Origin of the sequence: Petrocella sp. FN5, assembly GCF_029210395.1 — a bacterium.
Classification (GTDB): Bacteria; Bacillota; Clostridia; order Lachnospirales; family Vallitaleaceae; genus Petrocella.
The window spans coordinates 24,069-49,469 of record NZ_JARGDP010000008.1 but is presented as its reverse complement, the minus strand read 5'-3'; the positions used below and the strand labels follow the sequence as shown (position 1 = coordinate 49,469).

Genomic DNA, 25,401 nt, shown 5'->3' with positions numbered 1-25,401 from the left:
CTATATTTCCACTCAGCATAACTTTACTTTTTTAGTACTTTCACTACTCGATTTCGCCCTTTTGCTTTGGCCTCATATAAGCCTTTGTCTACCCTTGATATAACGGACGCAGGTTCTTCATCACCTTCCCATATGGCAACACCGAAACTGCATGTTAATGTATCGATTTTTTCAAAGTTATATGTTTCAATTTTTTTTCTTAATTTTTCTGCTAGGATGAAGGCTCCTTGCATATCCGTCTTTGGCGCAATAATAATAAATTCTTCTCCACCCCACCGTCCTAGTATATCAATCTCCCTCACGCTCTTCTCCATTAATCTAGATAGGTCATATAGGGTTTTGTCACCAGTTTGATGTCCAAAGTTATCGTTGACATGCTTAAAATGGTCGATATCAAGTAATATAACACCAAATGGCCATTTGGTTCTCTGTGCTCTCTCTAATTCCATTTCCAATACTTCATCTATTTTCAAACGGTTATAAAGTTGCGTCAATTTGTCTGTAACAGATAACCTTCTGATTTCTTCTTCCATTGCTTTTCTCTCTGTATAATCTTCAACAATACCAATTCCACCTGTCATAATACCAGAATCATCAAACACCGGAGCAAAAGTTGCACGTACATAAACTTCTTTACCTGTAATGGTTGATTTGTAAAGATCTTCATAAACAGCCGTATTGCCTGTTAATGATTTTTCAATCACCTGTGCCAGATGCCTATCCGGAAGCTCCAACATATTTAGATTGAGCAATTGTTCCCTTGTCGCATCCAATAGATTGCAAAAATACTGATTGATGTTTAGAATCATGCCTTCCGGGTTGTATTGTATAATTCCGATAGGTGAGTTCTCAAATATGAGTTCCAACTGAGTTTCCCTGTCTTTGATAGATCTTTCATAGGCTTTAAGTAGAGTGATATCCCGAATAACATGAACCACCATCGTAACATCTTCTACCATATAAAGTCTGGCTGAAACCAAGCCAATTCGAATTCTATCGTTTTTTGTTTTGAACTTAACTTCTATGTTCTCACAATAACCTTGTTCATTCAGCATCGATTTAATAATATCTCTTTTTTCTGAATCGTTGGTATAAATATGAATGCTATCTTCTCTTAAAGCTTCAATATCTTCTACCGTATACCCACTATTGCTTAAGTAGGCATTATTATAATCCAAAATACGAAAATCATTCAATGTTGTAATCACTGTAGGTTCAGGAATCATATGAAAAATCGTTTTAAAGTGTTGCTTCAATTCTTGTTCAGTGAGTCTTGCTCGCTCAAGGGCTTCCATATCTTCAAAAAGTCTTTCCTTCATTAGCAAAAAGGCACTTGAAAACTCTCCAAAATAATCTGTATCTTGGGAAAAATCTCCTTCCGAAAGTGCCTCCATCTGTGTGTTTAAATATTGTAATTTTGTCTGAAGTTGTTTGATGGCCTCAAAAATCGGTCCTATTCCTCCTATTTCAAAAGATATCACGCCATCACGCATCTTCAGCATCGTTTCCCTGATTTTCCACAAATCAAGCACTATGCTTTCCATACTTCCAAACACAAGTGACCCTCCTGCCAAATCAGACAAGATCGTATCACTTAGTTCGTCTTGGTAGAGTATTGAAGAGATTAAACGTCTAAATTTGTCATAATCTATTTTTTCTTTCATTCCATTCACCTCAACCAACAAGGATATAATAATGAGCATAAGTTATCCATCTATTATACCATACTTCTTAGTTCTCCGACATTACATATGGGTCCATAGGACTATTTTCTTTTATATCAGCCCTTATAATGATGCATCTACTATTATTAAGAAGCATAAAAAAAAGGTTATAAACCTCAATCAAACAAAACGTACCGGTGGCGGTATGCGCCATAACAGCTAGAAATCTCATGTCAGTTAGGCTTTACTGAATATACGAAATCCAAACGTATCATTTAATCAAATTTATAACCCATTAATATTATATGGTTTAGTTAAATATTTGTCAATTTGTCGGTTCTATTTTTTTAACTTCTTGGTTAAAGGGTCAAAACTAAGCTTCACTTTATAGTTTTGACACCTTAACCCTTCTTACTTTAATCAAATTTTCTCTTTTTGTATAATGTCGACATTGTTTTCTGCAATATATGCTTCCATGGCTTGAACGTCTTTGTCGCCTCGTCCTGATAGATTGACAAGAATAATCTTATCCTTGGACAATGTTGGCGCCATCTTCATGACATAGGCTATGGCATGAGCACTTTCAATAGCCGGAATGATACCTTCTGTCTGAGACAAGTATAGAAAAGCTTTAACAGCTTCTTCATCTGTAATAGACACATATTCTGCTCTTTTAGTGTCTTTTAAATAGGCATGTTCAGGACCGACACCCGGGTAATCCAAGCCTGCAGAAATAGAATAGACTGGGCTGATTTCACCGGCATCATCTTGAACATAGATGGTACTCATACCATGTATAACGCCTTCTTTACCTTTAGCCATTGTTGCTGCATGCATATCGGTTTCAACGCCCAAGCCGGCCGCTTCTACACCAATAATGCCAACCTCTTCATAAGGTAAAAAAGCATGAAATAAACCAATGGCGTTACTACCACCACCTACACAAGCGACACAATAATCCGGAAGTCTTTTTTCTTTTTCCTGTATCTGTGCCAAGGCTTCCTCACCGATGATTTTTTGAAACTCACGGACCATACTTGGATAGGGGTGTGGCCCAACAGCTGAACCGAGCAGATAGAAGGTGTCATCAATGCGTTCTACCCATGTCTTTATGGCAGCATCCACAGCATCACTTAAGGTTCTGGTACCTTCTTTGACCGCCACTACTTTAGCGCCTAAAAGTTCCATTCTAAAAACATTCAATTGCTGTCTAACCGTATCTTCTTCACCCATATAGATTTCACATTCCATATCAAACATAGCTGCTGCTGTAGCCGTAGCCACACCGTGCTGACCGGCTCCTGTCTCAGCAATGATTTTCTTCTTACCCATTCGTTTTGCTAACAGAATCTGTCCGATAGCATTATTAATCTTGTGTGCACCTGTATGATTCAAATCTTCACGCTTTAAGTAGATCTTAGCCCCACCCAGTCTGCTTGTTAAGTTCGCTGCAAAATATAAAGGATTCTCCCGTCCTACATACTCTTTTAAATAGTACTTATAGTCTTTGATAAAGCTCTCATCTACAATTGCCGCTTCGTAAGCCGTCTCAAGCTCACGCAAAGCTTCAATGACCGGTTCCGGGACATATTGCCCCCCAAATCTTCCAAATTGATGTTTCATAATAGTATCCTCCCATAAGTTGAATTATTTATCATAGTACCATAGCACTGTAAGAAATTCAATACAATCAAAGTTTATAAACCTTAAGTTCGTCCCCAATCTTCTCTACACTTGATTTTAATTGTTCCATATTTGAGACCACCACTTCCGTATTGGCTGTCTGTTCTTCAATCAGTGCTGTCATCTCCTGTATTTGAGTGGTGGCACTTTGAGATATATCACTTATGACGACAAATTTATCCATAACATCATTTTTATGCAACATGACTACATCTGACTTTTTGTCAAGTGCATCAATTTCATACAAAACATGATCTATGGAATCCTTTAATTCACTGTAAGCCGTCACAGTTTCTTCCAACCTGTTTGTTGACTTACTAATTAGAGTTGTATTATCCTTGTTTGTAATCATGGCCTCATCGATATCCTTTAATACACTTCCAATAATGGCTTCAATCTCGGTTACTGATTTATTTGATTCTTCCGCCAGATTACGTATTTCATTGGCAACCACCGCAAATCCTCTACCCGCTTCACCGGCTCTTGCCGCCTCTATCGAAGCATTAAGAGCAAGTAAATTGGTTTGACTGGCAATTCTTCTAATGGTCTCAATAATGTTCACCACACTGCCTGATTTTTCTTCGAGACTCACAAATTTTAAAGTGTTTTTATCAAATCCAACAACCGCATTTTGAAGGCTTTCAGATAATTTTCCAAGTTCTTGTTCTGAACCTACTGTTTTTGTCTTTAACACTTCCATACCTTTCGAGGCTTTACTGATAGATGCATCCATGGCACTGATTTCTACGTCTAATTGTTCTCCAAGGTTTTTTGCCAATACCACTTCTTCTGCTTCTTTAATAACACCATCAGAAAGATTGCCAATGCGTAAGGCATTTTCGTTAGAAGAATTCGATAGCATCTCCATTGCTTGAGTCACTTCATTATAGGAAATGATGACTTTACTCGTCACTTGTGAGATTTCTGTTATCATTTTTCTATTATTTCCAATCATCTGGTTCAAGCTTCTTTGCAATATACCCAGTTCAGACTTCAAGGCCTTATGTTGGAACTCCTCTGAAAGATCAAACTTAGCAATTCTAGTAAATGCCCCTGCCATAGCATGAATCGGGTTTACTAACTGCTTTGTAAAAATCATAATAACAACCAGCGACAGACCCAGAACAACCAGTGAGATTAGTAAACCCTTTATAAAGGCATCAATAAAGCGTTCATAATCCGCAGTAATGTCAAAATCCGTTCCAATAACCGCCACAACGACGCCATCATTGTCTTTTACCGGGTAATAACTGCTCATCATTTTACCATACTCACCAGACTCATACTCACCTGGCATTGCTACTCCTTGTGAAACTAATGCTTCATAAACCTCCTCATAATCTTCCTCTACCGGTGTGCCAAGAGGTGTATATAGTTCATCGCCTTCGTCATAGGCGTCTACCACATAAATCCATTCACCTTTTTCATTCATCTTAGAAATATAAACAAATTTCGCACCACTTGACTCTTTCAAGCCTCTTATTAGGCTTTTTAATTCTTGATAACCTTCTTTGTTTTGATCTGACTCTAGATTATAAGACGCTAAAGTTGTAAAATCCACTTGACTGCTAATATAATTCTTTGTGTTGTTGGCCCGGTCTATTGCAGATGACTTCACCATATCGAACATAATATTAAAAGATGTGATTTGTAACGCGATGCTGCATAAGAAAATTAAAGTAAACACAATGGAAATGAGCCTAAAGCTGATTCTGTGAAAGACTTTCATAAATAGTTGGTTACCTCCGTGTAATGACCCTTCGGTCTCTATTTGGAACTGATAAACAATCCCCTCCGTGAAATTTTATCACTAATCCCACTATTTTTCTACTTTTATATTTGGTTAAAGTTCAAATCATGTAGTTGAACTTTCATAAAGAGTTTATAGTTACGAATGCATCAACGTAATCTATACATTCTTTTTGATTTAGTGAAACTTGGTTTGATCTTTAACCATATTTGGTTAAAGTTCAAATTGCTAACACCCCCTGAAATAAATTTTGAATGAGAAAATGGATATTTCAAAATTTTTTCATGGTAAGATGCTTCATATAATGGTAAAATATAATATATGTACAATTTATGACTAACCTTGCATAGATCATCTAAATACCATGGCACACCTATTGAAAAATAGGGTCGCAAAACTTGAGTCTAAGGCTTATGCTATGACAGTTCGGTTGCAAAATTTGTTATTAAAGTTTATGCAACTTTTTTAATTCAATTCATAATTTCGTGAGGTCTATTATGACTAAAGCAAAGCACACTAAATACAAACAAAAGCATACTTATACTGTATATACCTTGGGTCGTTTTGATGTAATTAAGGATAACGATTCTCTAATTACGTCTACTTCTACCTCAAAAAAAATATGGGAGCTCTATAAGTTCATGTTGACCCATAGAGATCGTTCATTTACACCCGAAGCACTTATGGATCAATTATGGATTTATGAAGAATATAATGATCCAAGAAGTACCTTACGCAGACAAATGCATCGGCTGAGACAAACTTTGCACGAAGATGGGAAAATGGATGACGAAACCACTGTCCTCTATACCAATGGCTACTACAAATGGAATGATCAAATCGAACTTATATTAGATGCCGACCACTTCGAGATGCAAATACAACAAGGTGATGCTTCAATTGATTCAAATCCAGATTTGGCTTTAGAATCATATCTTCAAGCAATCGACCTTTATCTAGGAGATTATCTACCGGAGTGTGCCGACCAGCATTGGGTTTTTCCTATCCGAAATCAATATAGAAGGCGATTCATCAAAGCCATATACAGTGCAATCAAGATTTTAAAGGCTCAAGACAATTATGATACCATCATCAGAATATCTCAAAAAGCAATAAAAATGGATATTTACGAAGAATCTTTTCACCTTAACCTAATGGACGCGCTACTCGTTATAGGTGAGCAGCGCCAAGCTTTTGATCATTATATATACATCAATGCGTTCTATGATCGTGAGATGGGCATTCAGCCTTCCGACGAAATGAAAGCCATTTACAAAAAACTACTACAAACACAACAGACCCTTTATACCGAAGATGATCTGATGAAAGTACTTGAATCCAATCACCTTATTGAAAATGCTTTTTATTGTGAGCCGGATGTTTTTAAGTCTATTTATGAATTAGAACGCCGCCGAAGTGAACGTAGCGGCAAAGACTTTAGCATCGGTGTCCTTACGCTTCAATTCTCTAACAAAGATACCTTAGCCCAGCGCGATCACCGCATAAGACTTTTAAAGGAATTACTTATGTCTCAACTAAGAAAAGGTGATACTTTCACACAATGGAATGAACAGCAAATGATTATACTACTACCCGGTGTGGATGAGGTTCTAACAGAAAAAATCTTAAAAAGAGTGGTTTCAAAAGTCCCCCTTGCCCCCACTGTATCGGTTCATCACATTGACAGTTTGAAAGTTGACCTAAGCATTACCCCCTCACTCTAGTCTTTGTTTAGTCCGAATAAGGATGTCACAGTATTGTAACGCTCATTTGTTATAATATAATTCAACAAGGGTCAAAAGATCAAAACTAAGTTACAATAAGTTAACACCATAACCAAGACTACCTTTTCAAGCGTTCCTCAATTAGGAGGTATATGATATGACTAATAAACCATCGCAAGCACAACCCATAAAAAGCTCCAACTTTCTAATTACGATACATCATACCGATAATTATGGTTACCAAGGCTTAATTCAGTGGCTTGACACCGGTGAAAAGATTCATTTTAGAAGTGAACTGGAACTGATGATGCTTATACACAGTGCAGTTTCTTGTCATACAGCAGAAGATTCACCCTTGCGAAACTGGGGTCAGACCGAAAACATAAGTGTTTCATAAATTCGCTTTATTCAATTCAATTTTTTAATAAGAGGTTCAACCATAATTTGGTTGAGCCTCTTATAATTTTGTCAACATGGCGTCACAAGGATGTCACAAGGATGTTCGTCTTATGTCACAGCGCTTTGGTATAATAGTCTTATTCAATTGATTTATCCTATAGGCGTAGCCTATATAGGAGGCTAGAAAATGAAAAATCAAAAAGTACAATTAACAAGAAGTACCAATTTCTTAGTTTCAATCTATCATCAAGATCACTTTAGTTATCAAGGCTTGATTCATTGGATTGACACAGGAGAAAAGATTCACTTTAGAAGTGAACTTGAACTGATGAACCTCATCCACAACGCACTGCCCATCGTTCAAAATCAAGAAATTCGCAATTGGAACAAACAAGAACAAGGTAGTGCCTAGATGACATTTGGCAAATTATCGTTTAATAAGGACATAAAGTAAAACACAAGGGTAACCACGTCCCAATAAAAAACGAGGCTGAAAAATAACCTGTCCCATAGATGGACAACGACTTTCAGAAGGAGAGATCTATTATGAAAAAACAAAGATGGCATAAAATAATGAGTTTGGTATTGGTATTTTTAATGATGTTAAGCAGTACAGTAACGGTAAATGCGGTAGTTGAAAATCCTATGGTATATACGGGTAATGACCAGCATTTGGATTTCGAAGAGATTTTAGAGTATTTTGGTTCTTATTATTCTGAAGAGCATATAGACTTTGTAGAATTTAATCAGAGCATTATTAAAAATGATAAAGTAACTGTAAGTGGTTTTAGTGTGACTTTTAGTGATATAGAGACTAAAGAAGATGAAACTTCCGAAATAATTTCATTAAATTGGTCAACTTCTTCTAAACAAGTCCTTTTTGTTTCAGTAAAAGCAGGCAATGGTGGCAATCTTTATTACTACAATCCTTTAAGTGATGGTGGATTCGTAGAAGTTCCCAGTAATAACTCAGTTAGTCATTTAAGATTCTACTATGTTGACGAAGATGTTGATGATGATGATGATGATGATGATGATGAAGATGAAGATGAAGATGAAGATGTTAATGACGAAGATATTGATGACGAAGACGTTGATGACGAAGACGTTGATGACGAAGATGTTGATGACGAAGACGTTGATGACGAAGACGTTGATGACGAAGATGTTGATGACGAAGACGTTGATGACGAAGATGTTGATGACGAAGATGTTGATGACGAAGATGTTGATGACGAAGACGTCGAAGAAGAAACAACAACAACCAGAAGAAGAAGAGTTGCTGTTGTAGAAGTTCCTGAAATCGAACTAGAAGACGAAGAAATTGCCGAAGCTCTACCTGAACCAGTGATGGAAGAAGTTGTAGAAGTTGTGGCCCCTATCGAAGAAGTTATCCTAGATGAGCCAATAGCTGAAGCACTTCCTATAACCATTCTTGAAGATGAAGAATTACCACAAACTGGTGGTATCCCACTAGAAGCATTATCACTTATCGGTGTTGCACTTACCGGCATCGGTGCTGTTCTAAGAAAAAAGAGTTCATAAGATAAATTTATAATCAACAAAAAGAAGGGGTTGTCCAGTGGACAGCCCCTTCTTCTTGTTTTCTTGAATCTCTATGAAACCTATGACGACTTAGCCCTTACCCCAACCTTAAGGCCTTTCGCTTCTAAATCCGTAATAATAACCTCACCTTCTTCAACACCTTCTTCAATAACCGTGCGCCCTGTTAATTCATAACCTAGGGTAACGGGCACCTCTTCTACCTTGCCATCTCGAATAGCTAAGACCATGTCTTTGTCATCTCTTTTATATAAAGCACTGTTAGGTAATATCAGTTTATCCGGTTCATTAAAAACAATGAACTTAACATCCACTTCATAACCTGTCTCAAGATACGCGTTGACCTCCGGCTCAATAATGACCAAAACCTTTCGTTCCTCTATACCTAGAGGCGATAACTCAACTGTAGCGTTATTTGCTACGTAAGTAATTCTACCTGTCAATGTCACTTCTCCCGAACGACGGTTATAGATTAACTCAACCCCATCACCTTCATGAACATATTCAATGTCTCTGGTATTCACCTTGACTTGTATCTCTCTTACCCCATCACCTATGAGTAAAAAAGCCGGTTCCATTCCACTGACACGGTTGGTGCCATCCACCATGATATCACTAATATACCCATCATGTGGCGCTTTGATATCCATTTCTTCTGCTTGTGCTTTTAAGCCCGAAAGACTTGCTTTTGCACTATCAATCATAGACTGATAATAAGCTTCTGTTGTGGTTAGACGGTCTCTCTTTAACGAGGCATCAATACTGCTGATTTGTGCATGAATAGCACTTTTCATGCCCTTGTAATAATCAGAACCTGAAACTTTTGATACCTGACTCATTTGATAATCTGCTTCTAAGCCATTCACCATGGTCTTGAAATCATTAAATTCACTTTCAGCAATGATACCTTCTTCAAAAAGTAATCGATATTTTTCTAGATCCGCAAGACCTTGTTCATATCTCTCCTTACTTTGGGCTACTAACATTGCTTCTAGTTCTCTCTGATCTTCTGTACCTATTTCTGCCTCAAGGCCCTTTAACTGACCTACCAATTGAGCTCTAGTGAGCCTCATATTGTCCATACTTACTTGAATATCCACCTCAGCCCCGTTTTTTTGAGCCTGATAACCTTTAATCATTTCTTCCTGGGCTAATATTTGTTGAATCATCTGAGTGTTGTCCATACTGGCTAACACATCCCCCGCCTTTACCTGATCCCCTCTTTTTACATGTATTTCTTTTACTTCACCCGCCATGGCAGGGTATAAGTAGATTTCTTTACTATTAACCATATGACCTTTTTCAATAAAATAAATCTCCGACTGATCTTTACTCAAGGTTAGGGTCTCAACCGTTAAGGGTTGAAAATAAGCATATATGAAATAACCAATGATAAAAATTGCCACTAGCCCAATACCTATGATTTTAATATGTTTTTTCATTATTCTCTCTCCTTTAACACTTCAACCAAGTCTAGTTTTTTAATGGCTTTTACTGATGTTAGGTTGGCAAACGCTACCGCCAACATACAACCTGCAGCACCTACAAAATATGCGTTGGTTGGTATTGTCGATGGCCATGCAAAGGCATCCACCTCGATGGCATTAATCAATCCTTGATTCAAAACCCGAGCAAAGGGTATGCCAAGTATAATGCCCACAAAACAAAGAATCCAATATTCAAAGCCCATAATCTCCTTCACTTCATTAATGTGAAGGCCAAGAACCCTTAAGGTTGCATACTCTCTACTTCGCTCTGACAAGGATATAACTGCCGTGTTATAAATAATGGTAAATCCGATGATAATAGCAATAAATTGCAAAACTACAATTATAAAATCATAAGAACCCAACAGCGTTTCATAGAGTTCTAAAGTCTTATCCTTACCCTCTACTTTACTCACCGAACCACTATATAGGAGTTCTTTTCTAATACCATCCACATCCTTTGATTGAACGATCAAGCTATTAAGCTTCATATCTTGACTTGTTAGTTCCGCCAAAAGAGATAAGTCAATATAAGCGCTAGATCCAATGCTTTGGCTTACCACTTCCGTAACGTAGAGTGTCTGGTCCTGGGACATATAAGGGCTGGATAAAACCACCTTATCGCCTTTTTTAACTTCAAGGTTTTTTGCCAGTATACTTCCTAGTATTACACCGTCTCGGTTTAATTTCAAATTGTAGTTTCTCTCATCATCGTAGAGCTTATATAAATAGTTTCCTTCCTTAATTCCAATTAATGCTGTACCCGATTTTTTGAAACCCTTGCTCACCAAGACCGGTAAAGTTAATATCCCCTCCACGTAATCCACTTGATCCATAGCCATGGCCGACTGAACACCTTGAGCATAAGGTACCGATTCATTCAAAACAATCTCACCATCGTACTTCAGAACATGGGTGAATTGATTATAAAACATAGTATCCACTAGACCATTCATCATACCAATCATCACCATCATGCTATAAGAAAATACAATACCCATGACCACAAAACCCGATCTGATTTTATTACGTGTAATGTTTCGAACCGCCATAAAACCTCTACTATTAAGAATATGTTTAAGAATGGGAATGACTTGAGTAATGTCTTTTTTTATCGGTCTTGGCGCTTTTGGTCGCATAGCTTCTGCCGGTTTAAGCTTTACTACATTTTTGGCTCCAAAATATGCGCCTACACTGCCACCTATAATTGACATGAAACCACCTATATAATAGTATCGATAATCTGTCACCACATTGCCTATGGGCATTTTGTAATAATCCAAATAAAACTGTATATAGGGTCCAATGCTTGCCACACTAATCAGTATACCGACTATGGCTCCTATAAGACCGGTTACAAATCCATAGAATATGTAATGGTAGAGTATGGTTGTATTGGCATAGCCAAAGGCTTTTAGGGTTCCAATCTGTGTCCGGTCCTGCTCAATAATACGTTTGAGCATAAGGTATAGAACCACCGATGCCATGGCAACAAAAGTCATCGGTAGGGTGGTGGACATGGACCTTCCACTGGATATTTCTTCTTCCAGCATCAAATAACTAAAAAGATCATCACGTTCATAGAGCTCTATTAATCCATATTTTTTTAAAGCATGCTCCAGTTCATCTTTAACATCATCATAATCATAGCCTTCTTCGAAAGCAAAAGATAAGTCATTATAGAGACCTTCCATACCAAGCAGCCTCATAAGAACCATTTCATCCATATACGCTATATTGTACTTAGTTGTATCCGAAAAAAATTCATTTATATTTTCAACGATATACACATACTCAGGAGAATAAATGGATCCTTGTACCGTAAAATCATAAGTTCTTTGCCTAATAATCATGGTTATACGATCACCCGGCACAAAGTCATAAGCCTTATAAAAATCATGACCAATCAGGATATCTTCTATAGAACCCAGATCATTGCCCTCCCTCATATAGGCATTGAGTCTTGTATTGTTTGTGTCCATTATCGTCGAAATAGTTTTTAGTTTAATAACATCATCAGGGTAATCCGGCATTACAACACGAAAAGTCTCTACTACTCTACCGTCTACCTGGTCAATACCCTCAATGGCTTCAAGATAAGGTAGTGCTGTTTTGGGAATCTGAGCCACACTGGCAAATGCATCGCCCAGACGTTGTTCTTCATAATAACCGTCTTTGCCTTTCTCGATCTCCAATAAAGCTGTATTCATAGTGGTATAGGTCCAAACACCTAAAGCCATCAGTATAATACAGGAAATATAAGCCTTCTTATGCCGTAACATGGAACGAATGGCTTTCTTAATAAGAATCACCAGTTCACCTCCTCCGGATTCATGGGATGATCGTTTACGACAACTTTTTCAATAACACCGTCTTTAACATAAAAAACCCGATCTGCCATGTCACCAATTGACTTATTATGGGTAATAATGGCCACTGTCTTTTTATAGTTTCGGTTAAAAGAACGTAATACCTTGAGGGCACCAATGCCTGTGGTCACATCAAGAGCGCCTGTTGGTTCATCACATAAGAGTATGGCAGGATTCTTCGCTACGGCTCTTGCAATGGCCACCCTTTGTTGCTGTCCGCCAGATAATTGAGAAGGAAAATGATTGCCACGATCCTCAAGTTCGATTTCTATTAATAAATCATCCACAGAAATGGCTTCATCCGACAGCTCAGAGGCAAGAAGTATGTTTTCTCTCGCTGTCAGGTTCGGTACCAAGTTATAAAACTGAAATACAAAGCCTATCGCTTCACGACGATACTTGGTTAAGGCTTTTTCATCTAGATCACCTATCTCAGTTCCTTTATAATTTACTTTTCCATTTGTTGGGGTATCAATACCGCCGATGATATTTAAGATGGTACTTTTCCCAGATCCACTAGGACCTAAAATAACCACAAACTCACCTGCATATAGTTCCATATCCACACCTCTTAGGGCATGGACAACCACTTCACCCATTTGATACTCTTTGGTCAGATTATGTACTTCTAGAATTTTCTCCTTATCCATTTTTGTTCAAACCTCCAAGCATATACAGTCTATGATTATCATATCATTTATTATATTTCATTACCATATCATTGCCATGTTATCTCGAAATAATAGGTTAAATGGTTGTGATTTTAGAGGGGTTGTTATAGAATGAAAGTAGAGTGAAAACTATGGAGGTGTTTGATGATGAAACGATTAGGATTTTTAACAATGGCATTAACAGGTGCTTATGGTGTACTGAGCTATCATGTCTATAAAAATGTGGCCAAGCCACAAATATTCACCCACGAAGAGGCCTATGACTTTGATATAAAACAAGGCAGCTACAATGATATACTGATTAGCAGTATGCCCAAGGAAGCTGTTATGATTCCATCTTCTTTTGGCTACGATTTGTTTGCCTACTGGATTCCATACAAAGGTGCTACTAAAACCGTTATTCTCTCTCACGGTATCACTTCCAACATCTTTGGCGCTTTAAAGTATTTTCAACTTTATTATGATTTAGGCTTCAATATTATCGCTTACGACCATAGAAACCACGGTGAGAGCGGGGGTAGGACCACTACCCATGGCTACTATGAGAAGCATGACCTTGAAGATGTCGTCTGTTGGGTCAGAGAAAAAGTTGGTTCTAATGGAATTATTGGTACTCATGGCGAATCTATGGGCGCTTCAATTGCATTACAGCACATAGCTACATATGACAACCTTGATTTTGTAGTAGCTGACTGCCCTTACGCAGATTTATTGACCATTCTAAAATACCGAATAAAGGTTGAAAATAAGTTACCTGTTTGGTTAGGTTTGTACGGTGCCTCCATTATCAACCGACTTATGGGGCAAGGTTTCTACCAAGATGTATCACCCATCTCCGAAATGAAGCATGTCCATACACCCGTCTTATTCATTCATGGTGCCCAAGATCATTATATTCCTTATGAACACTCTGTGAATCTGTATGAGCACAAACTAGAAGGTGTTCGAGAGCTTTATTTATCAACACATGGCGACCATGCTAATTCAATTATCGTTGACAATGAACATTATACAGATGTTGTCTATGATTTTCTTAAGCAAATAGGTTTGAAGAAATAATACATCATAAACCAAGGAGGTAAATGCATGCACCATTCAAAATGTTGTGCCGATGAAGGTTTTGTTGATCAAGTAAAAGAAGCCCTCGAAGTCCCTGAGACTTTGGATGCTTTAGGTGATTTTTTTAAGATTTTTGGCGATGCTACAAGACTCAAGATTCTTAGTGCTCTACTTGAGGGGGAAATGTGTGTCGGAACCATCACAGAAGTCTTAGAAATGTCCCAATCCTCTGTGTCTCACCAACTACGCATACTAAAAAGGGCAAGACTTATCAAATCCAGAAAAGAAGGTAAATGGGTTTATTATAGTATCAATGATGAACATGTACAAATCATATATGAAATGGGCCTTAGTCACATAAAAGAAAGTGACTAAAGCCCATTTTCTTACTATCAAATAGTAAAACTTTAAATATGCACACGTGCAAAGAAGCGTGAGGCAGAGCCTCTTTTTTCTCCGTTAATCCACGCCGCCACTTGAACCACCGGAACCGCCACCGGCATCACTACCACCAGAAGAAAAGCCACCACCGCCACCTTTAGATGCGGCTTTTTGAGCGATATTCACTGTATCTCTCATGGCTTCACTCATGGTTTTTCCAATATCATTAAAGCCTTCAAAATTATTATAACCTCTATTATAATAGGCTAAATATAGAAGTCTTGAATCATAATCCACATTGGTAAGTTCGGGATACTTGGCATACAACTGCTTAAGTAATTTGCCTGCCACACCAAGAACCGTCGCATACACCAAGTATTTTTCCCACATAAACAACTCCGGTAATTCTTTTTGCTCAAAAGTCGTAAAGTCTGATAGAAATTTTTTAAAAGCCTGCCAGAGAGCCAACTCATTTTCACCCTTTTGAGTTAAAAGCTTTTTGGTCTTACCTCCAAAAATAATTGTAATCATAAAACCAATAACACTGGCTATGGATATATAATATATTGGCGAATCCTCTAAGGCCTTTACCTGACTTACCAAGACCATAGGTAGGATCATTAAAATAACATAGATCAACACATATGTGGTTATAATTTTGGGTAATACATTACGTTTTGTCTCAATAAAGTCTCTGCTATTAAGTTTACTGCTGACTTTGCTTTCAAAATCCAAATAAAAATCATAAGCCTCACTATTTGACTTTTTATTCGAACAGTATTTCTTAATACCTTTAAGTGTGACTGTTCCTGTCCCACCACCTACAGTGATGAATATGAATGCCATTAGTATTTTTTCATGAGGTGCCAAGGCATCCCACTGGGTTAACTGATTGGTAAAAACAGTATCTCTTTTGTTACCAAAAGTTGACGCTTCTTCTGTAATCGTGGCAAATATGGCTTTTTTGTGAATCAGATCTAGCAAAGTAGCCGAGATTTGATTGGAAATATTTTCTTTGCCGTTATAAAAATGCAACAATCGGTCCAATTCTGCCGGATAGATGTTAGAAGGTAAATCTCTATAATATGTCGGTGATAAGGTCGGCTTAAACCGTTTCAGTTTGCTATGATATTGAATAAGGGTACCAACAGGTAAAAGAATGATGGTTCCGGACACCATCATGGCCAATAGATTTATAATACCATTTATTCTTCTTTCTCTCGTACTTTCTTCTGCAGCCTTATTTTCCATATCACGAAGGACTTCGTAACGGTTTTGATCTATCCTTAGATGATTACCTAGAATAACCCCAACCGGCATTAGAAAACGTGCCTCAATAAATACACCGGGTGGCACATTTTTCATCTGAAGCTGAACCTTACGATCATCTAGAAAAGACAGATTACCACCACTTGGACCATGGGCCCAAATCTCTGTGTTATCTGTGTTAGCCCCTTCCGGTAGATGCACTGTCACCGACAGATTCTTGATTTTATATACATTGTTGCTGCTGACGTATTTGTGAAAATAATCCACACAATCGTTATATATTGTAGCTACTTCCGGTATGAGATAGGTTATTTTAAAGGTTTTTGTCGTCTTCTCATCGACTCTATAATACCACTCAACCCTTGTACCGCTTCCCGAAGGTTGCACTGCAAAATAGCCCTCAGGTCTATTGGTATCAAAACCCTCCATTTTTATAAAAGGCGTCTCGCCATCATAGACCGCCACCTGATCAATAGAACCTTCTACGTCCAAAAAGCCTCTGGAGAAATCACCTTGAAGAAATGCATAGGTACGATATTCCTCAACATAAGCTTTGCCATCTTTCATAATTGTCACATCATAATGCAGATCTTTTAGTATGGATTTTCTACCATTGGCGTTTAGAATGCCTTGCTGATTTTCATAGATGCCAATAGCAATCAAACCTACAATAAGCAATAAAAATAGCGTCAAAAAAAACTTTTTAATCACCTAATCCACCCCATTCTCTATTTCTCTAGCAAAAATAACATTTTGATTTACAATATTTCCGTTTTGTCTTCAACGATTGTATTTTTCTCTATGTAAATATCCAATGCTTTTATGGCTCTAAAGGCTATCTTAATACCCAATACCATTATAAATAATGATAACCCAACTAGGACTAGTACAAAAACCGCATAAATAACTAAGAAAATTGATAATCCGATACCTGCTACTGCATTCATTTTTCTTCCTCCTTCATATTTGTATTTTTAATTTACACTTATAACTATATATGGTTAAGGTGTATCGTTTTGACACTTTAACCATATATAATTAACGCGTCGCCATGGCTTCAATGGCTTTTTGAATAGCTTCTGCCTTTTCCTTTGTCATAGCATACCGTCTGTAAAAATAATAGGCCATAAACAAAGCCACCAAGGTACCAAAGGCGACTACAAGTCCTAATCCGACCACAGTCGCTGTTGGTTGAACGGAAAGACTTGAGTCAAAGCCAACCAAATCTAAAATAACCCCTAATAAAAATATGGCAACCGATTGAGATATCTTGTAACTAAAGGTCAGACCACCATAATATAAACCTTCCGACCGATGACCGGTCATCAGTTCTTCTTCATCTACTGTATCTGCAATCATGGAAAATGGTAGTGTAATCAATCCTCCGATACCGATACCTGAAGGAATAACATAAGCCATCATCCATATGGGATGGGCAATGACATAATCCCTAAACAACACCAATATAATGAAAAAAATCGAGCTTAGAATAGATAGTTTAACCGCCAACAATGCAGACATTCTTTTATCCCGTTTTTTTGTATATGCCACCCAGAACTGTTGAGAAAGCACACTAAGACCAAACATGACCCCAAAAAGGATACCAATACCATAATTATTAATTTTAAACGTATAGGTATAGACATGGAGCCCAACCGCACCCACAATTGCTGTCGCAATGTTTGCAGATAAATAAGCCCCTGCAACATATAGATAATTCTTATTTTCAAGAATGACTTTGAATTCCATAATCATGAGCTTAATCGTGCTCTTCTTAGTCACTTTTGTGTTTTTGGGCAAATAAGGTATGTATTTTAGCGTGGTAACAGTGGCAATACCGGCACAAATCAAAACAATCAGAGATAGACTGATACCCAACTGCTGATAAGCTAACGGATTCAACTGACCTAGGGGGTACAAAGGCGTCGGTTTAAAATAAAATACCATACCGGCAACGGTGGTAAAGGCAACACCAAGAATAAAAAATACGGTTCTATAGGCCTGAATGGAAGTTCTTTCATGATAGTCACTGGACAATTCAGCGCCAAGAGCGTTATAAGGTGTTACTAAAATGGTCATAAAGGTTTTGACCATCATGACACAAATAAACAGAAGAAATACTTTTAAGTTGTAGGACCAAGAAGGGTGAATACTCCATAAGAGTCCGTTAAAAATCACCAGTCCAAAGGTACCTACAATCATAAACAGATGTCTTCGGCCGAATTTTTTACTAGCCGCATAATCCGACATATGACCGATTAATAGATCACTAACCGCATCCCAAAGGACACTAACCGCTATTACCAGACCAATAATCGTTCCTGATAAACCTAATATCGTCGTTCCAAAAAAAACCAAATAAGATGTTAGTGCTTGTAATATAATGCCATTTGAAACATTTCCAACGCCATACGTCAGTTTATCCTTTGTATTAATCATACATACTCAACTTTCATAATTTTATGAGCTCAATCGACCTGGAGGTTATCGATAAAAATGGGTACGACTCAGTATATCAAATTCCATTGTTTTATCCTAGGCATGTGTTTAATTTTTAACCTAAATTTAATCCATAGGTCATAATTTATGTTTACAAAAAATTCATATTCATTACTATAAGAAATAGCTTTCAATACTACATGTTTTATGGTAGAATATAAAATAGTTTGACACTCAAAGTAATTAAGGAGATTCTTATGCATACAAAAGCACTGCAAATCGGAGACTTAACCATAAAAGTACCTATTATACAAGGCGGCATGGGCGTCGGTGTATCTAAATCCCGCCTAGCTGCAGCTGTGGCCAACGCTGGTGGTGTTGGTGTTATATCTGGTGCCCAAATTGGTTATCTGGAAAATGACTTTAAAAGCAACCCCATAGAAGCCAACAAAAGGGCTCTAAAAAATGAAATCATAAAAGCAAAAACCAATGCACCAAAAGGGGTCATTGGTGTCAATCTTATGGTGGCCATGCAAAACTATGCAGAATTTGTGAAGGTTGCTGTTGAAGCCAAAGTGGATATGATTATATCCGGAGCCGGTCTACCACTTGACTTACCTGACCTCGTTAAGGATTCAAAAGTCAAAATCGTACCCATTATCTCTTCTTTAAGGGGTGCACAACTGATTATAAAAAGGTGGAAGAAAAAATACGATAAAACACCGGATGCCATTGTGGTAGAAGGCGCCAAAGCCGGCGGTCATCTTGGCTTTAAATATGAAGAGTTAATCGACGGTAGCAATCAAAGTTTGGTTGACATCGTTTCTGAACTAACGGCCCACCTTAAGGAAGTTGGACTTAAGATACCGATTATTGCCGCTGGTGGTATCTATGATGTTCATGATATCAAAGAAGTCTTAGATGCAGGTGCAGAGGGCGTGCAAATCGGTACAAGATTCGTTGTCACTGAGGAATGTGATGCCTCAGACACCTATAAGAAAGCCTACTTAGATGCCACAGAAAAAGACATCAAAATCATGATGAGCCCTGTCGGCTTACCTGGAAGAGCTCTTAACAATCCTTTTCTCAAACATGTCGAAGCCACTCAAAAAGTTAAGATTGACCGCTGTTATAAATGCATTCATAAATGTAATCCGGCCGAAACGCCTTTTTGTATCACCAAGGCACTTATTGATGCCGTTGAAGGACGGGTGGACGAAGGTTTGGTTTTTGTTGGTGCCAATGCCTTTCGTGTGAATGAGATGACCACCGTTCAAGCTATTTTCGATGAATTATCCCCGGCTTTTGCCTTATAAAGTCTTAATAATGGTTAGTTTATAATTTTCATGGGCCATTAAATCGATTTTCTTAAGGTCATCTAACTTTTTGTTTTCTTCAATCACTTTCAAGATGGGTCTAAGTGGGTTATTTACATTATAGCCCACGACCACGGCCATCTCCTGATTAGAAAGCATTACATAACTGCCTATCGCATAAGGCACCACCCGCCTCACAAAACGTCTGGCAATATCAATATCAAACAGGCCTGTTTCCCCTGAGTTACCCATAATATATTCAATGGCCTCACTGGGTTGGATAAATGTTCCGTCAATACCTGATGTCATTTTATCATAAACATTGGCTACGGATACGATTCTTGCATTTTTATGAATTTTATTACCTTTTCTACCCATTGGATAACCTTCACCATTATAAGTCTCATGATGCTCCAAGATTGGTATGATGCTGGCACCGGTTAACATGGTGTTTTCTTTAATAAATTCATACCCCAGCCCTGCGTGACTTTTATAAATCTTCTTCTCTTCTTCTGTAAAATCCTCTTTATAAACCCATAGATTATGGTCAATCATGGCCAAACCAATGTCATGCAGCATGGCTCCAATAGCCAATTCTTTTAGATTCTGTCTTCCCAATTTCATGTCGATGCCTACAACTAAAGATAAGACAGTTACTTGAACGGCATGTTGGTATAAAAAGCCATTCATATTTTTGATATCCACAAGACCCACCATAGCATCTTTGTTTTTTCCGATATCTTCCATCATATCATCGATCACGCCACTAATCTGATCAAAATACTTTTGATCTGCCATCATGTTCAATCTTTTTTTGATGGATTTTTTCTCTTTTTGTAGCTCCGTTATTTGATCATGTAAGTCCCTTTGGACCATTTCAAAGACTTGCTTCACTTCCCTAACCGCTTTGTTCCTAAGCTCTGGGGAAATTACATCTTGTATTTCACCTAAACTATAGTCATCTTTAATATAAACACTTATGATACCATTATCTCTAAGTTTTTCAATTAAGTTTTCTGACAAACTAACATTCGACTTAAGCAGTACACTGCCTCTTTCGTTATAAATTGTTTTTGCTACGATGCTATCATTTTTAAGAGAACCAATCGGTACCAGTCTCATAGTATCACGCCCCAATACTCTTTCTAGTTATTTCTAATCTACATGGTTAAAGGTCAAACTATATTTCACTAAATTTATATCTATTATAAGCGAAAGTTTATCTATGTAATTTTAACGCCTTAATCATACATTAAATATACTAAACCTTAAGGATTAAGTAAACAGTTTAACACTTAACTCTATTTAAGTATCTATATTCTTTATTTTACCCTATACATTTTATCAATCCAATGATAAAATGATAATAGCTTTCCTACCCCTCAACTTTTATAGTTCATCGGTTTGGACTTAGCCACTTCTGCGGATTATTCTTATTGGAGGCAATCACATGAATACGACAGACTTCTCACCCCTGATAACGGCCGAACCCATAGGTTTTATCGTTTATATCCAAAAAGATGGTGTCAACCTTACCTTTGCTGAATTTTGCAATGCATCTGAAATGGATGTACTGGACGTCATGAAGGTCTTGACATCCTCAAGTGGTTTTAAAGCTGAACCTACCGATGCTATCGGCTTTTTCTTATTTGAAGATAATGCCAACAGATTTGTTAGTGCCTTATTATCACAGTAACCAAAAGACGATGCAGCCGTATCGTCTTTTATTATTCATGAACAATGACACTTGCAACTCTTATAAGATACCTTTAATCTAGCACAGAGAGGCTAAAAAGGAGATAATTATGTTAAAAGGAAGACATCTAATTGAGTCCAATGATTTTTCTTTAGAAGAACAGGAAGAAATTTTTACCCTAGCTGACCGGATTATGACCAATGAAGTTAACTATCTGGATGCTTGTCGGGGAAAACTGCTTTCTACCCTATTTTATGAACCCTCTACCAGAACCCGTTTCAGTTTTGAAGCCGCTATGCTTAGACTTGGGGGTCAAGTTGTCGGCTTTTCCGAGCCCAACTCCTCCTCCGTATCCAAAGGCGAAAGTATTGCCGACACCATACGTACCGTCGGTTGTTATGCAGATATTGCCGTCATCCGTCATCCAAAAGAAGGTGCACCAAAGCTGGCTTCCAAAAACGCCAACATACCGGTCATTAATGCCGGTGACGGTGGTCATCAACATCCTACCCAAACCCTTACCGATCTACTTACCATAAGGTCCCTCAAAAAGTCCATCAACCATCAAGTTATCGGTCTTTGTGGTGATCTAAAGTTTGGCCGAACCGCCCATTCATTGGTTAAGGCTCTAAACAAGTATGAAAATATCCGCTTCATCTTCATATCACCTACCGAGTTAACCATACCCGATTATATTCTTGAAGACTTAGCGCCCGGTTCTTACGCCTTGACCGACAATCTAGATGAAGTCATCGACCAACTGGATATTCTCTATATGACTCGAATCCAGAAAGAGCGTTTCTTTAACGAAGAAGAGTACCTAAGACTTAAGGGTTATTACATCTTAACCAAAGATAAGTTGACCTCTGCCAAGGAGGATATGATTGTCATGCACCCCCTTCCACGGGTAGATGAAATCTGCTCCGATGTGGACGATGATCCAAGAGCTGTCTACTTCAAACAGGCCAAGTTCGGTATGTACGTTCGTATGGCTTTGATTCTAAAACTACTGGGAGGTGCTTAATATGTTAGAAATCACCGGAATACACCGTGGTATTGTCATTGATCACATTAAGGCCGGCCTTGGCTATAAGATCTTCAAAGAATTAAAGTTACAAGAAGTTGCTTATCCAACCGCCCTGATTCGTAATGTCCATTCCAACAAACTGGGTAAAAAAGATCTTATAAAAATTGACAATGTTATTGATCTTAATCTTAATGTTCTGGGTCTCATTGATCCTAACTTAACCATTACCATTATTGAAAATGGTCAGGTTATTGAAAAGAAACAAATTAAGTTGCCAAAGACAGTGGTCGGTATTTTATCCTGCAAGAATCCTAGGTGCATCACCACCACCGAGCACAACGTCGATACCACTTTCCATCTGGTCAATCCGCAAACCAAAGAGTACCGATGTGAGTTTTGCAATACCCGTGCCAAGCTATAAATCAATAAATGGGTAAAAGAAAAAAGTGCTGTAATCAGCACTTTCTTCTTTTACCTTTTTATGCAAAGCTCAATACCTTACCTAAAAATGCTTGTAAAGCTTCTGTTTTCGGATTGGATAATATGTCCCTACCTTGCTCAATCACTCGACCTTCATCCATGAATATAACATAGTCCGCAACGTGTTTCACAAAACCTATTTCATGGGTGACCAATATGACATCTTTCTTTTCATCCACTAACTTCTTAATTGCATAAAGCACCTCGCAAGTTAACACTGGATCCAAAGATGATGTTGGCTCATCTAAAAGTATAATTTCCGGTTTAATAGACAAAGCCCTTGCAATAGAAGCCCTTTGAGACTGACCCCCACTGATTTGATGGGGCAACTTATCCTTATGCTCATCTAATCCAAAGTAAGTCAGGAGACTTAATATTTCCGATGTAAAAACTTCTCTTTTTTGTCCGTGCACTTTCTCAAGTATCAGACTGATGTTCTCAAAAATGGATAAATGAGAGAAAAGATTGTGATCTTGAAAGACAAAGCCCACCTTTTTCCTATAGTCTCTGATATCTTCCCGACTCATCCAATCATCATTGATGGCTATATCACCGCTTTCAAATGTTTCAAGACCTGCAATCAACCTAAGTAATGTGGATTTACCGCTACCGGAAGCACCAATCAAAGCCAGCACTTGAACGTCTTCAATATCCATGGACATGGCGTTTAGAATGATCTTGCCATCGTATTTTTTCACGAGGTTGTCGATTTTAAGTTTCATAGTTACACCTCAGTTCTTGTAATTCAAACGTACTTCCAGATACCGTACCAATTTAATCAAAGGTATGGTAATAAGCAAGTAGCCAAGGGTCATAATCAAAAAGCCCTCTCTGTTTAGATATGTGTTGGCAATAACATTGTTAACCCGATTATAGTATTCACTGGTGCCCATAAAGGACAAGAGTGCACTGCCTTTTATGGTTAGTGCAAACTGTCCTGCTAAAGGCGGAAGAATGCTTATAATAACTTGTGGAAAAACAATGTACCTGTAAGTCTTGAACCTTGTAAATCCAAACATCTTGGCGGTCTGCCATTGATTAATATGAATGGATTCAATAGCACCTTTGTAAATGTCCGATACATAGGCCCCAATATAGAGTCCCAGTGTTATCGTACCTACCAGAATCTTAGACCTAATCTCAAAAGCGTTGCCAATATAATAGTAGGCAACAATCGCTATAACCAATAAAGGTGTTCCGAAAATAATATTCTTATGAATGACGGCCAGATAATGTAATATAGAAAAGTTCGTCTGCTCCATCAAATATAGAATCAAGCCAATGAAAAGGGCCAATAACAAAGCTATGAAACTAATATAAATGGTTGTCAGCCAACCTCTAAATATAAAAAAGCTATATGCGCCAAAGGGTTCAAAGTTCCAAGCCCTACCAATATCTTTTGTCATGACATAATAGAAAAACACGCAATATATAACCAGTGCTGCCACAAACCCAAATGTCTTTCTCATGTTTTTCATATAATTACCTCTTTTTCTCTAGAAGAAAAAGTCTAAGCCTTGATCTTCGAATTCTTTAATCTTATCATCTAAAAACTCGGCACGAATAGCATCGTAGGTGCCATCTGTTTTGGCTTTTTGGATAAACTCATTTAACTGTTGCTTGAATTCATCCTCACCTTTTCGAAGGGCAATACCCCACCCTTGAGTATTTGGCAGTGGTTCTAGAATCGCTACTGTTGTATCCGGATAATTTTCTTGATGTCTGATAATTGATAATGGGTCATAAATAAACACATCCGCGTTGCCTTGAGCCACTTCCAGTACGGCGGTTACTTCTTCCTCCAAAGTCAATACCTGAGCTAGGGGTGCATTTGATGCTGCCCATAAAGCCCCTATGGTGCCTGACTTCGAAGCAATAATCACTTCCGGATCATTCAAATCCGCCGGCGACTTAACTTTAGAATCTTTATGAGCCAACATCATGAGTTGACTGGTGGTGTATGGGTCAGAAAAATCAACAATCTCTTGACGTGCTGCTGTGATGGTCATAGACGATATGATGATATCAATACTACCCGATTCAAGAGCAGGAATCAAACTTGGATAGGGGGTATCAATAATCTCAATCTTCATGTCCAGATGTTCTCCTAAGGCTTCTGCCAATCGAACGGAAGCGCCTGTCGGGTTACCTTCTTCGTCAACAGTCTCAAATGGCGGATACTTAAGTTCCATGCCCACCTTTAAGATTTCCTCTTCTTTTGCACATCCTGCTATAACGAAAACAAGTATGCCGACTAACGTTAAAATACCTATTAATTTTTTGTTTTTTTTCATGAGATAACCTCCTAAATTCAATCGTGCTCGATGAATTTTCTTAAATGAAAAGCCTTTTAAAAGGCTTTATTGATAATCATTATTGACTGTATTTATTTAGATTATACTGTTACCACTTACATCTGTCAAT

Annotated in this window: 23 protein-coding genes and 1 riboswitch; of the genes, 10 read left to right on the top strand and 13 right to left on the bottom strand. The window is 37.8% G+C overall.

Annotated features, from left to right (window positions below; all coding sequences use genetic code 11):
* Positions 1-23: 23 nt before the first annotated feature.
* The 3 genes from P0N36_RS04030 to P0N36_RS04020 form a co-directional block, all read right to left on the bottom strand.
* Complete coding sequence (locus tag P0N36_RS04030; protein WP_275841550.1) at positions 24-1,664, bottom strand: sensor domain-containing diguanylate cyclase; 1,641 nt, start codon at positions 1,662-1,664, stop codon at positions 24-26.
* A gap of 420 nt (positions 1,665-2,084) precedes the next feature.
* Positions 2,085-3,287 (bottom strand): tryptophan synthase subunit beta, encoded by a 1,203-nt coding sequence (gene trpB, locus P0N36_RS04025; RefSeq protein ID WP_275841549.1) that lies wholly within the window; start codon positions 3,285-3,287, stop codon positions 2,085-2,087.
* A gap of 67 nt (positions 3,288-3,354) precedes the next feature.
* The gene (locus P0N36_RS04020) at positions 3,355-5,076 is read right to left on the bottom strand and encodes a methyl-accepting chemotaxis protein (RefSeq protein ID WP_275841548.1); all 1,722 of its coding nucleotides are present in this window, start codon (positions 5,074-5,076) and stop codon (positions 3,355-3,357) included.
* Positions 5,077-5,453: 377 nt separating this feature from the next.
* Positions 5,454-5,535, top strand: a riboswitch (cyclic di-GMP riboswitch).
* Positions 5,536-5,594: 59 nt separating this feature from the next.
* On the opposite strand from P0N36_RS04020, the gene P0N36_RS04015 reads away from it, so the two are divergent.
* From P0N36_RS04015 to P0N36_RS04000, 4 genes are all read left to right on the top strand, one after another.
* The gene (locus tag P0N36_RS04015; protein WP_275841547.1) at positions 5,595-6,821 is read left to right on the top strand and encodes a BTAD domain-containing putative transcriptional regulator; all 1,227 of its coding nucleotides are present in this window, start codon (positions 5,595-5,597) and stop codon (positions 6,819-6,821) included.
* 157 nt (positions 6,822-6,978) lie between these two features.
* The gene (locus P0N36_RS04010) at positions 6,979-7,218 is read left to right on the top strand and encodes a hypothetical protein (protein ID WP_275841546.1); all 240 of its coding nucleotides are present in this window, start codon (positions 6,979-6,981) and stop codon (positions 7,216-7,218) included.
* 189 nt (positions 7,219-7,407) lie between these two features.
* Positions 7,408-7,632, top strand: coding sequence for a hypothetical protein (locus P0N36_RS04005; RefSeq protein WP_275841545.1), 225 nt, complete (start codon positions 7,408-7,410; stop codon positions 7,630-7,632).
* A gap of 161 nt (positions 7,633-7,793) precedes the next feature.
* A complete protein-coding gene (locus P0N36_RS04000) occupies positions 7,794-8,765 on the top strand; it encodes an LPXTG cell wall anchor domain-containing protein (protein ID WP_275841544.1) in 972 nt (323 codons plus the stop codon).
* An 80-nt stretch (positions 8,766-8,845) separates the two neighbouring features.
* Here P0N36_RS04000 and P0N36_RS03995 read toward each other — a convergent pair whose 3' ends face one another.
* From P0N36_RS03995 to P0N36_RS03985, 3 genes are read right to left on the bottom strand one after another with little or no spacing between them, the layout of a single operon-like run.
* Positions 8,846-10,225, bottom strand: a complete 1,380-nt coding sequence (locus tag P0N36_RS03995) for an HlyD family secretion protein (RefSeq protein ID WP_275841543.1) — start codon at positions 10,223-10,225, stop codon at positions 8,846-8,848.
* Entirely contained in the window at positions 10,225-12,582 is a 2,358-nt protein-coding gene (locus tag P0N36_RS03990; RefSeq protein WP_275841542.1) for an ABC transporter permease, read from the bottom strand. Before P0N36_RS03990 ends, P0N36_RS03995 begins: the two co-directional genes overlap by 1 nt.
* Positions 12,579-13,289 carry an ABC transporter ATP-binding protein gene (locus tag P0N36_RS03985; protein ID WP_275841541.1) on the bottom strand — a complete coding sequence of 237 codons (711 nt, stop codon included), beginning with the start codon at positions 13,287-13,289 and terminating at the stop codon, positions 12,579-12,581. Before P0N36_RS03985 ends, P0N36_RS03990 begins: the two co-directional genes overlap by 4 nt.
* Before the next feature lie 165 nt (positions 13,290-13,454).
* Here P0N36_RS03985 and P0N36_RS03980 point away from each other — a divergent pair, with 165 nt between their 5' ends.
* Complete coding sequence (locus tag P0N36_RS03980) at positions 13,455-14,369, top strand: alpha/beta hydrolase (RefSeq protein WP_275841540.1); 915 nt, start codon at positions 13,455-13,457, stop codon at positions 14,367-14,369.
* A 27-nt stretch (positions 14,370-14,396) separates the two neighbouring features.
* Positions 14,397-14,744: an ArsR/SmtB family transcription factor gene (locus tag P0N36_RS03975; RefSeq protein ID WP_275841539.1), complete on the top strand. Its 348-nt coding sequence runs from the start codon at positions 14,397-14,399 to the stop codon at positions 14,742-14,744.
* Positions 14,745-14,828: 84 nt separating this feature from the next.
* Here the strand turns inward: P0N36_RS03975 and P0N36_RS03970 are convergent, their stop codons facing one another.
* The 3 genes from P0N36_RS03970 to P0N36_RS03960 all read right to left on the bottom strand — a co-directional run bounded on the left by P0N36_RS03970 (position 14,829) and on the right by P0N36_RS03960 (position 18,458).
* Positions 14,829-16,730 (bottom strand): DUF2207 domain-containing protein, encoded by a 1,902-nt coding sequence (locus P0N36_RS03970; RefSeq protein WP_275841538.1) that lies wholly within the window; start codon positions 16,728-16,730, stop codon positions 14,829-14,831.
* A gap of 47 nt (positions 16,731-16,777) precedes the next feature.
* Entirely contained in the window at positions 16,778-16,966 is a 189-nt protein-coding gene (locus P0N36_RS03965; RefSeq protein WP_275841537.1) for a hypothetical protein, read from the bottom strand.
* 91 nt (positions 16,967-17,057) lie between these two features.
* A complete protein-coding gene (locus P0N36_RS03960; protein ID WP_275841536.1) occupies positions 17,058-18,458 on the bottom strand; it encodes an MFS transporter in 1,401 nt (466 codons plus the stop codon).
* 257 nt (positions 18,459-18,715) lie between these two features.
* On the opposite strand from P0N36_RS03960, the gene P0N36_RS03955 reads away from it, so the two are divergent.
* Complete coding sequence (locus P0N36_RS03955; protein ID WP_275841535.1) at positions 18,716-19,774, top strand: NAD(P)H-dependent flavin oxidoreductase; 1,059 nt, start codon at positions 18,716-18,718, stop codon at positions 19,772-19,774.
* Here the strand turns inward: P0N36_RS03955 and P0N36_RS03950 are convergent.
* The gene (locus P0N36_RS03950) at positions 19,769-20,896 is read right to left on the bottom strand and encodes an HD-GYP domain-containing protein (RefSeq protein WP_275841534.1); all 1,128 of its coding nucleotides are present in this window, start codon (positions 20,894-20,896) and stop codon (positions 19,769-19,771) included. The genes P0N36_RS03955 and P0N36_RS03950 overlap by 6 nt on opposite strands.
* Positions 20,897-21,224: 328 nt before the next feature.
* Between P0N36_RS03950 and P0N36_RS03945 the strand changes: the two genes are divergently transcribed.
* The 3 genes from P0N36_RS03945 to P0N36_RS03935 all read left to right on the top strand — a co-directional run bounded on the left by P0N36_RS03945 (position 21,225) and on the right by P0N36_RS03935 (position 22,918).
* Positions 21,225-21,470, top strand: a complete 246-nt coding sequence (locus P0N36_RS03945; protein WP_275841533.1) for a hypothetical protein — start codon at positions 21,225-21,227, stop codon at positions 21,468-21,470.
* 109 nt (positions 21,471-21,579) lie between these two features.
* On the top strand, positions 21,580-22,494 hold the full coding sequence (gene pyrB, locus P0N36_RS03940) for an aspartate carbamoyltransferase (protein ID WP_275841532.1): 915 nt from the start codon (positions 21,580-21,582) through the stop codon (positions 22,492-22,494).
* 1 nt (position 22,495) lies between these two features.
* Positions 22,496-22,918, top strand: coding sequence for an aspartate carbamoyltransferase regulatory subunit (locus P0N36_RS03935; protein ID WP_275841531.1), 423 nt, complete (start codon positions 22,496-22,498; stop codon positions 22,916-22,918).
* Between the two features lie 58 nt (positions 22,919-22,976).
* On the opposite strand, the gene P0N36_RS03930 is transcribed toward P0N36_RS03935, so the two are convergent.
* From P0N36_RS03930 to P0N36_RS03920, 3 genes are read right to left on the bottom strand one after another with little or no spacing between them, the layout of a single operon-like run.
* Positions 22,977-23,699 carry an amino acid ABC transporter ATP-binding protein gene (locus tag P0N36_RS03930; RefSeq protein WP_275841530.1) on the bottom strand — a complete coding sequence of 241 codons (723 nt, stop codon included), beginning with the start codon at positions 23,697-23,699 and terminating at the stop codon, positions 22,977-22,979.
* 9 nt (positions 23,700-23,708) lie between these two features.
* Positions 23,709-24,455 (bottom strand): amino acid ABC transporter permease, encoded by a 747-nt coding sequence (locus P0N36_RS03925; protein WP_275841529.1) that lies wholly within the window; start codon positions 24,453-24,455, stop codon positions 23,709-23,711.
* An 18-nt stretch (positions 24,456-24,473) separates the two neighbouring features.
* Positions 24,474-25,271 (bottom strand): transporter substrate-binding domain-containing protein, encoded by a 798-nt coding sequence (locus tag P0N36_RS03920; RefSeq protein WP_275841528.1) that lies wholly within the window; start codon positions 25,269-25,271, stop codon positions 24,474-24,476.
* Between the last annotated feature and the right edge of the window lie 130 nt (positions 25,272-25,401).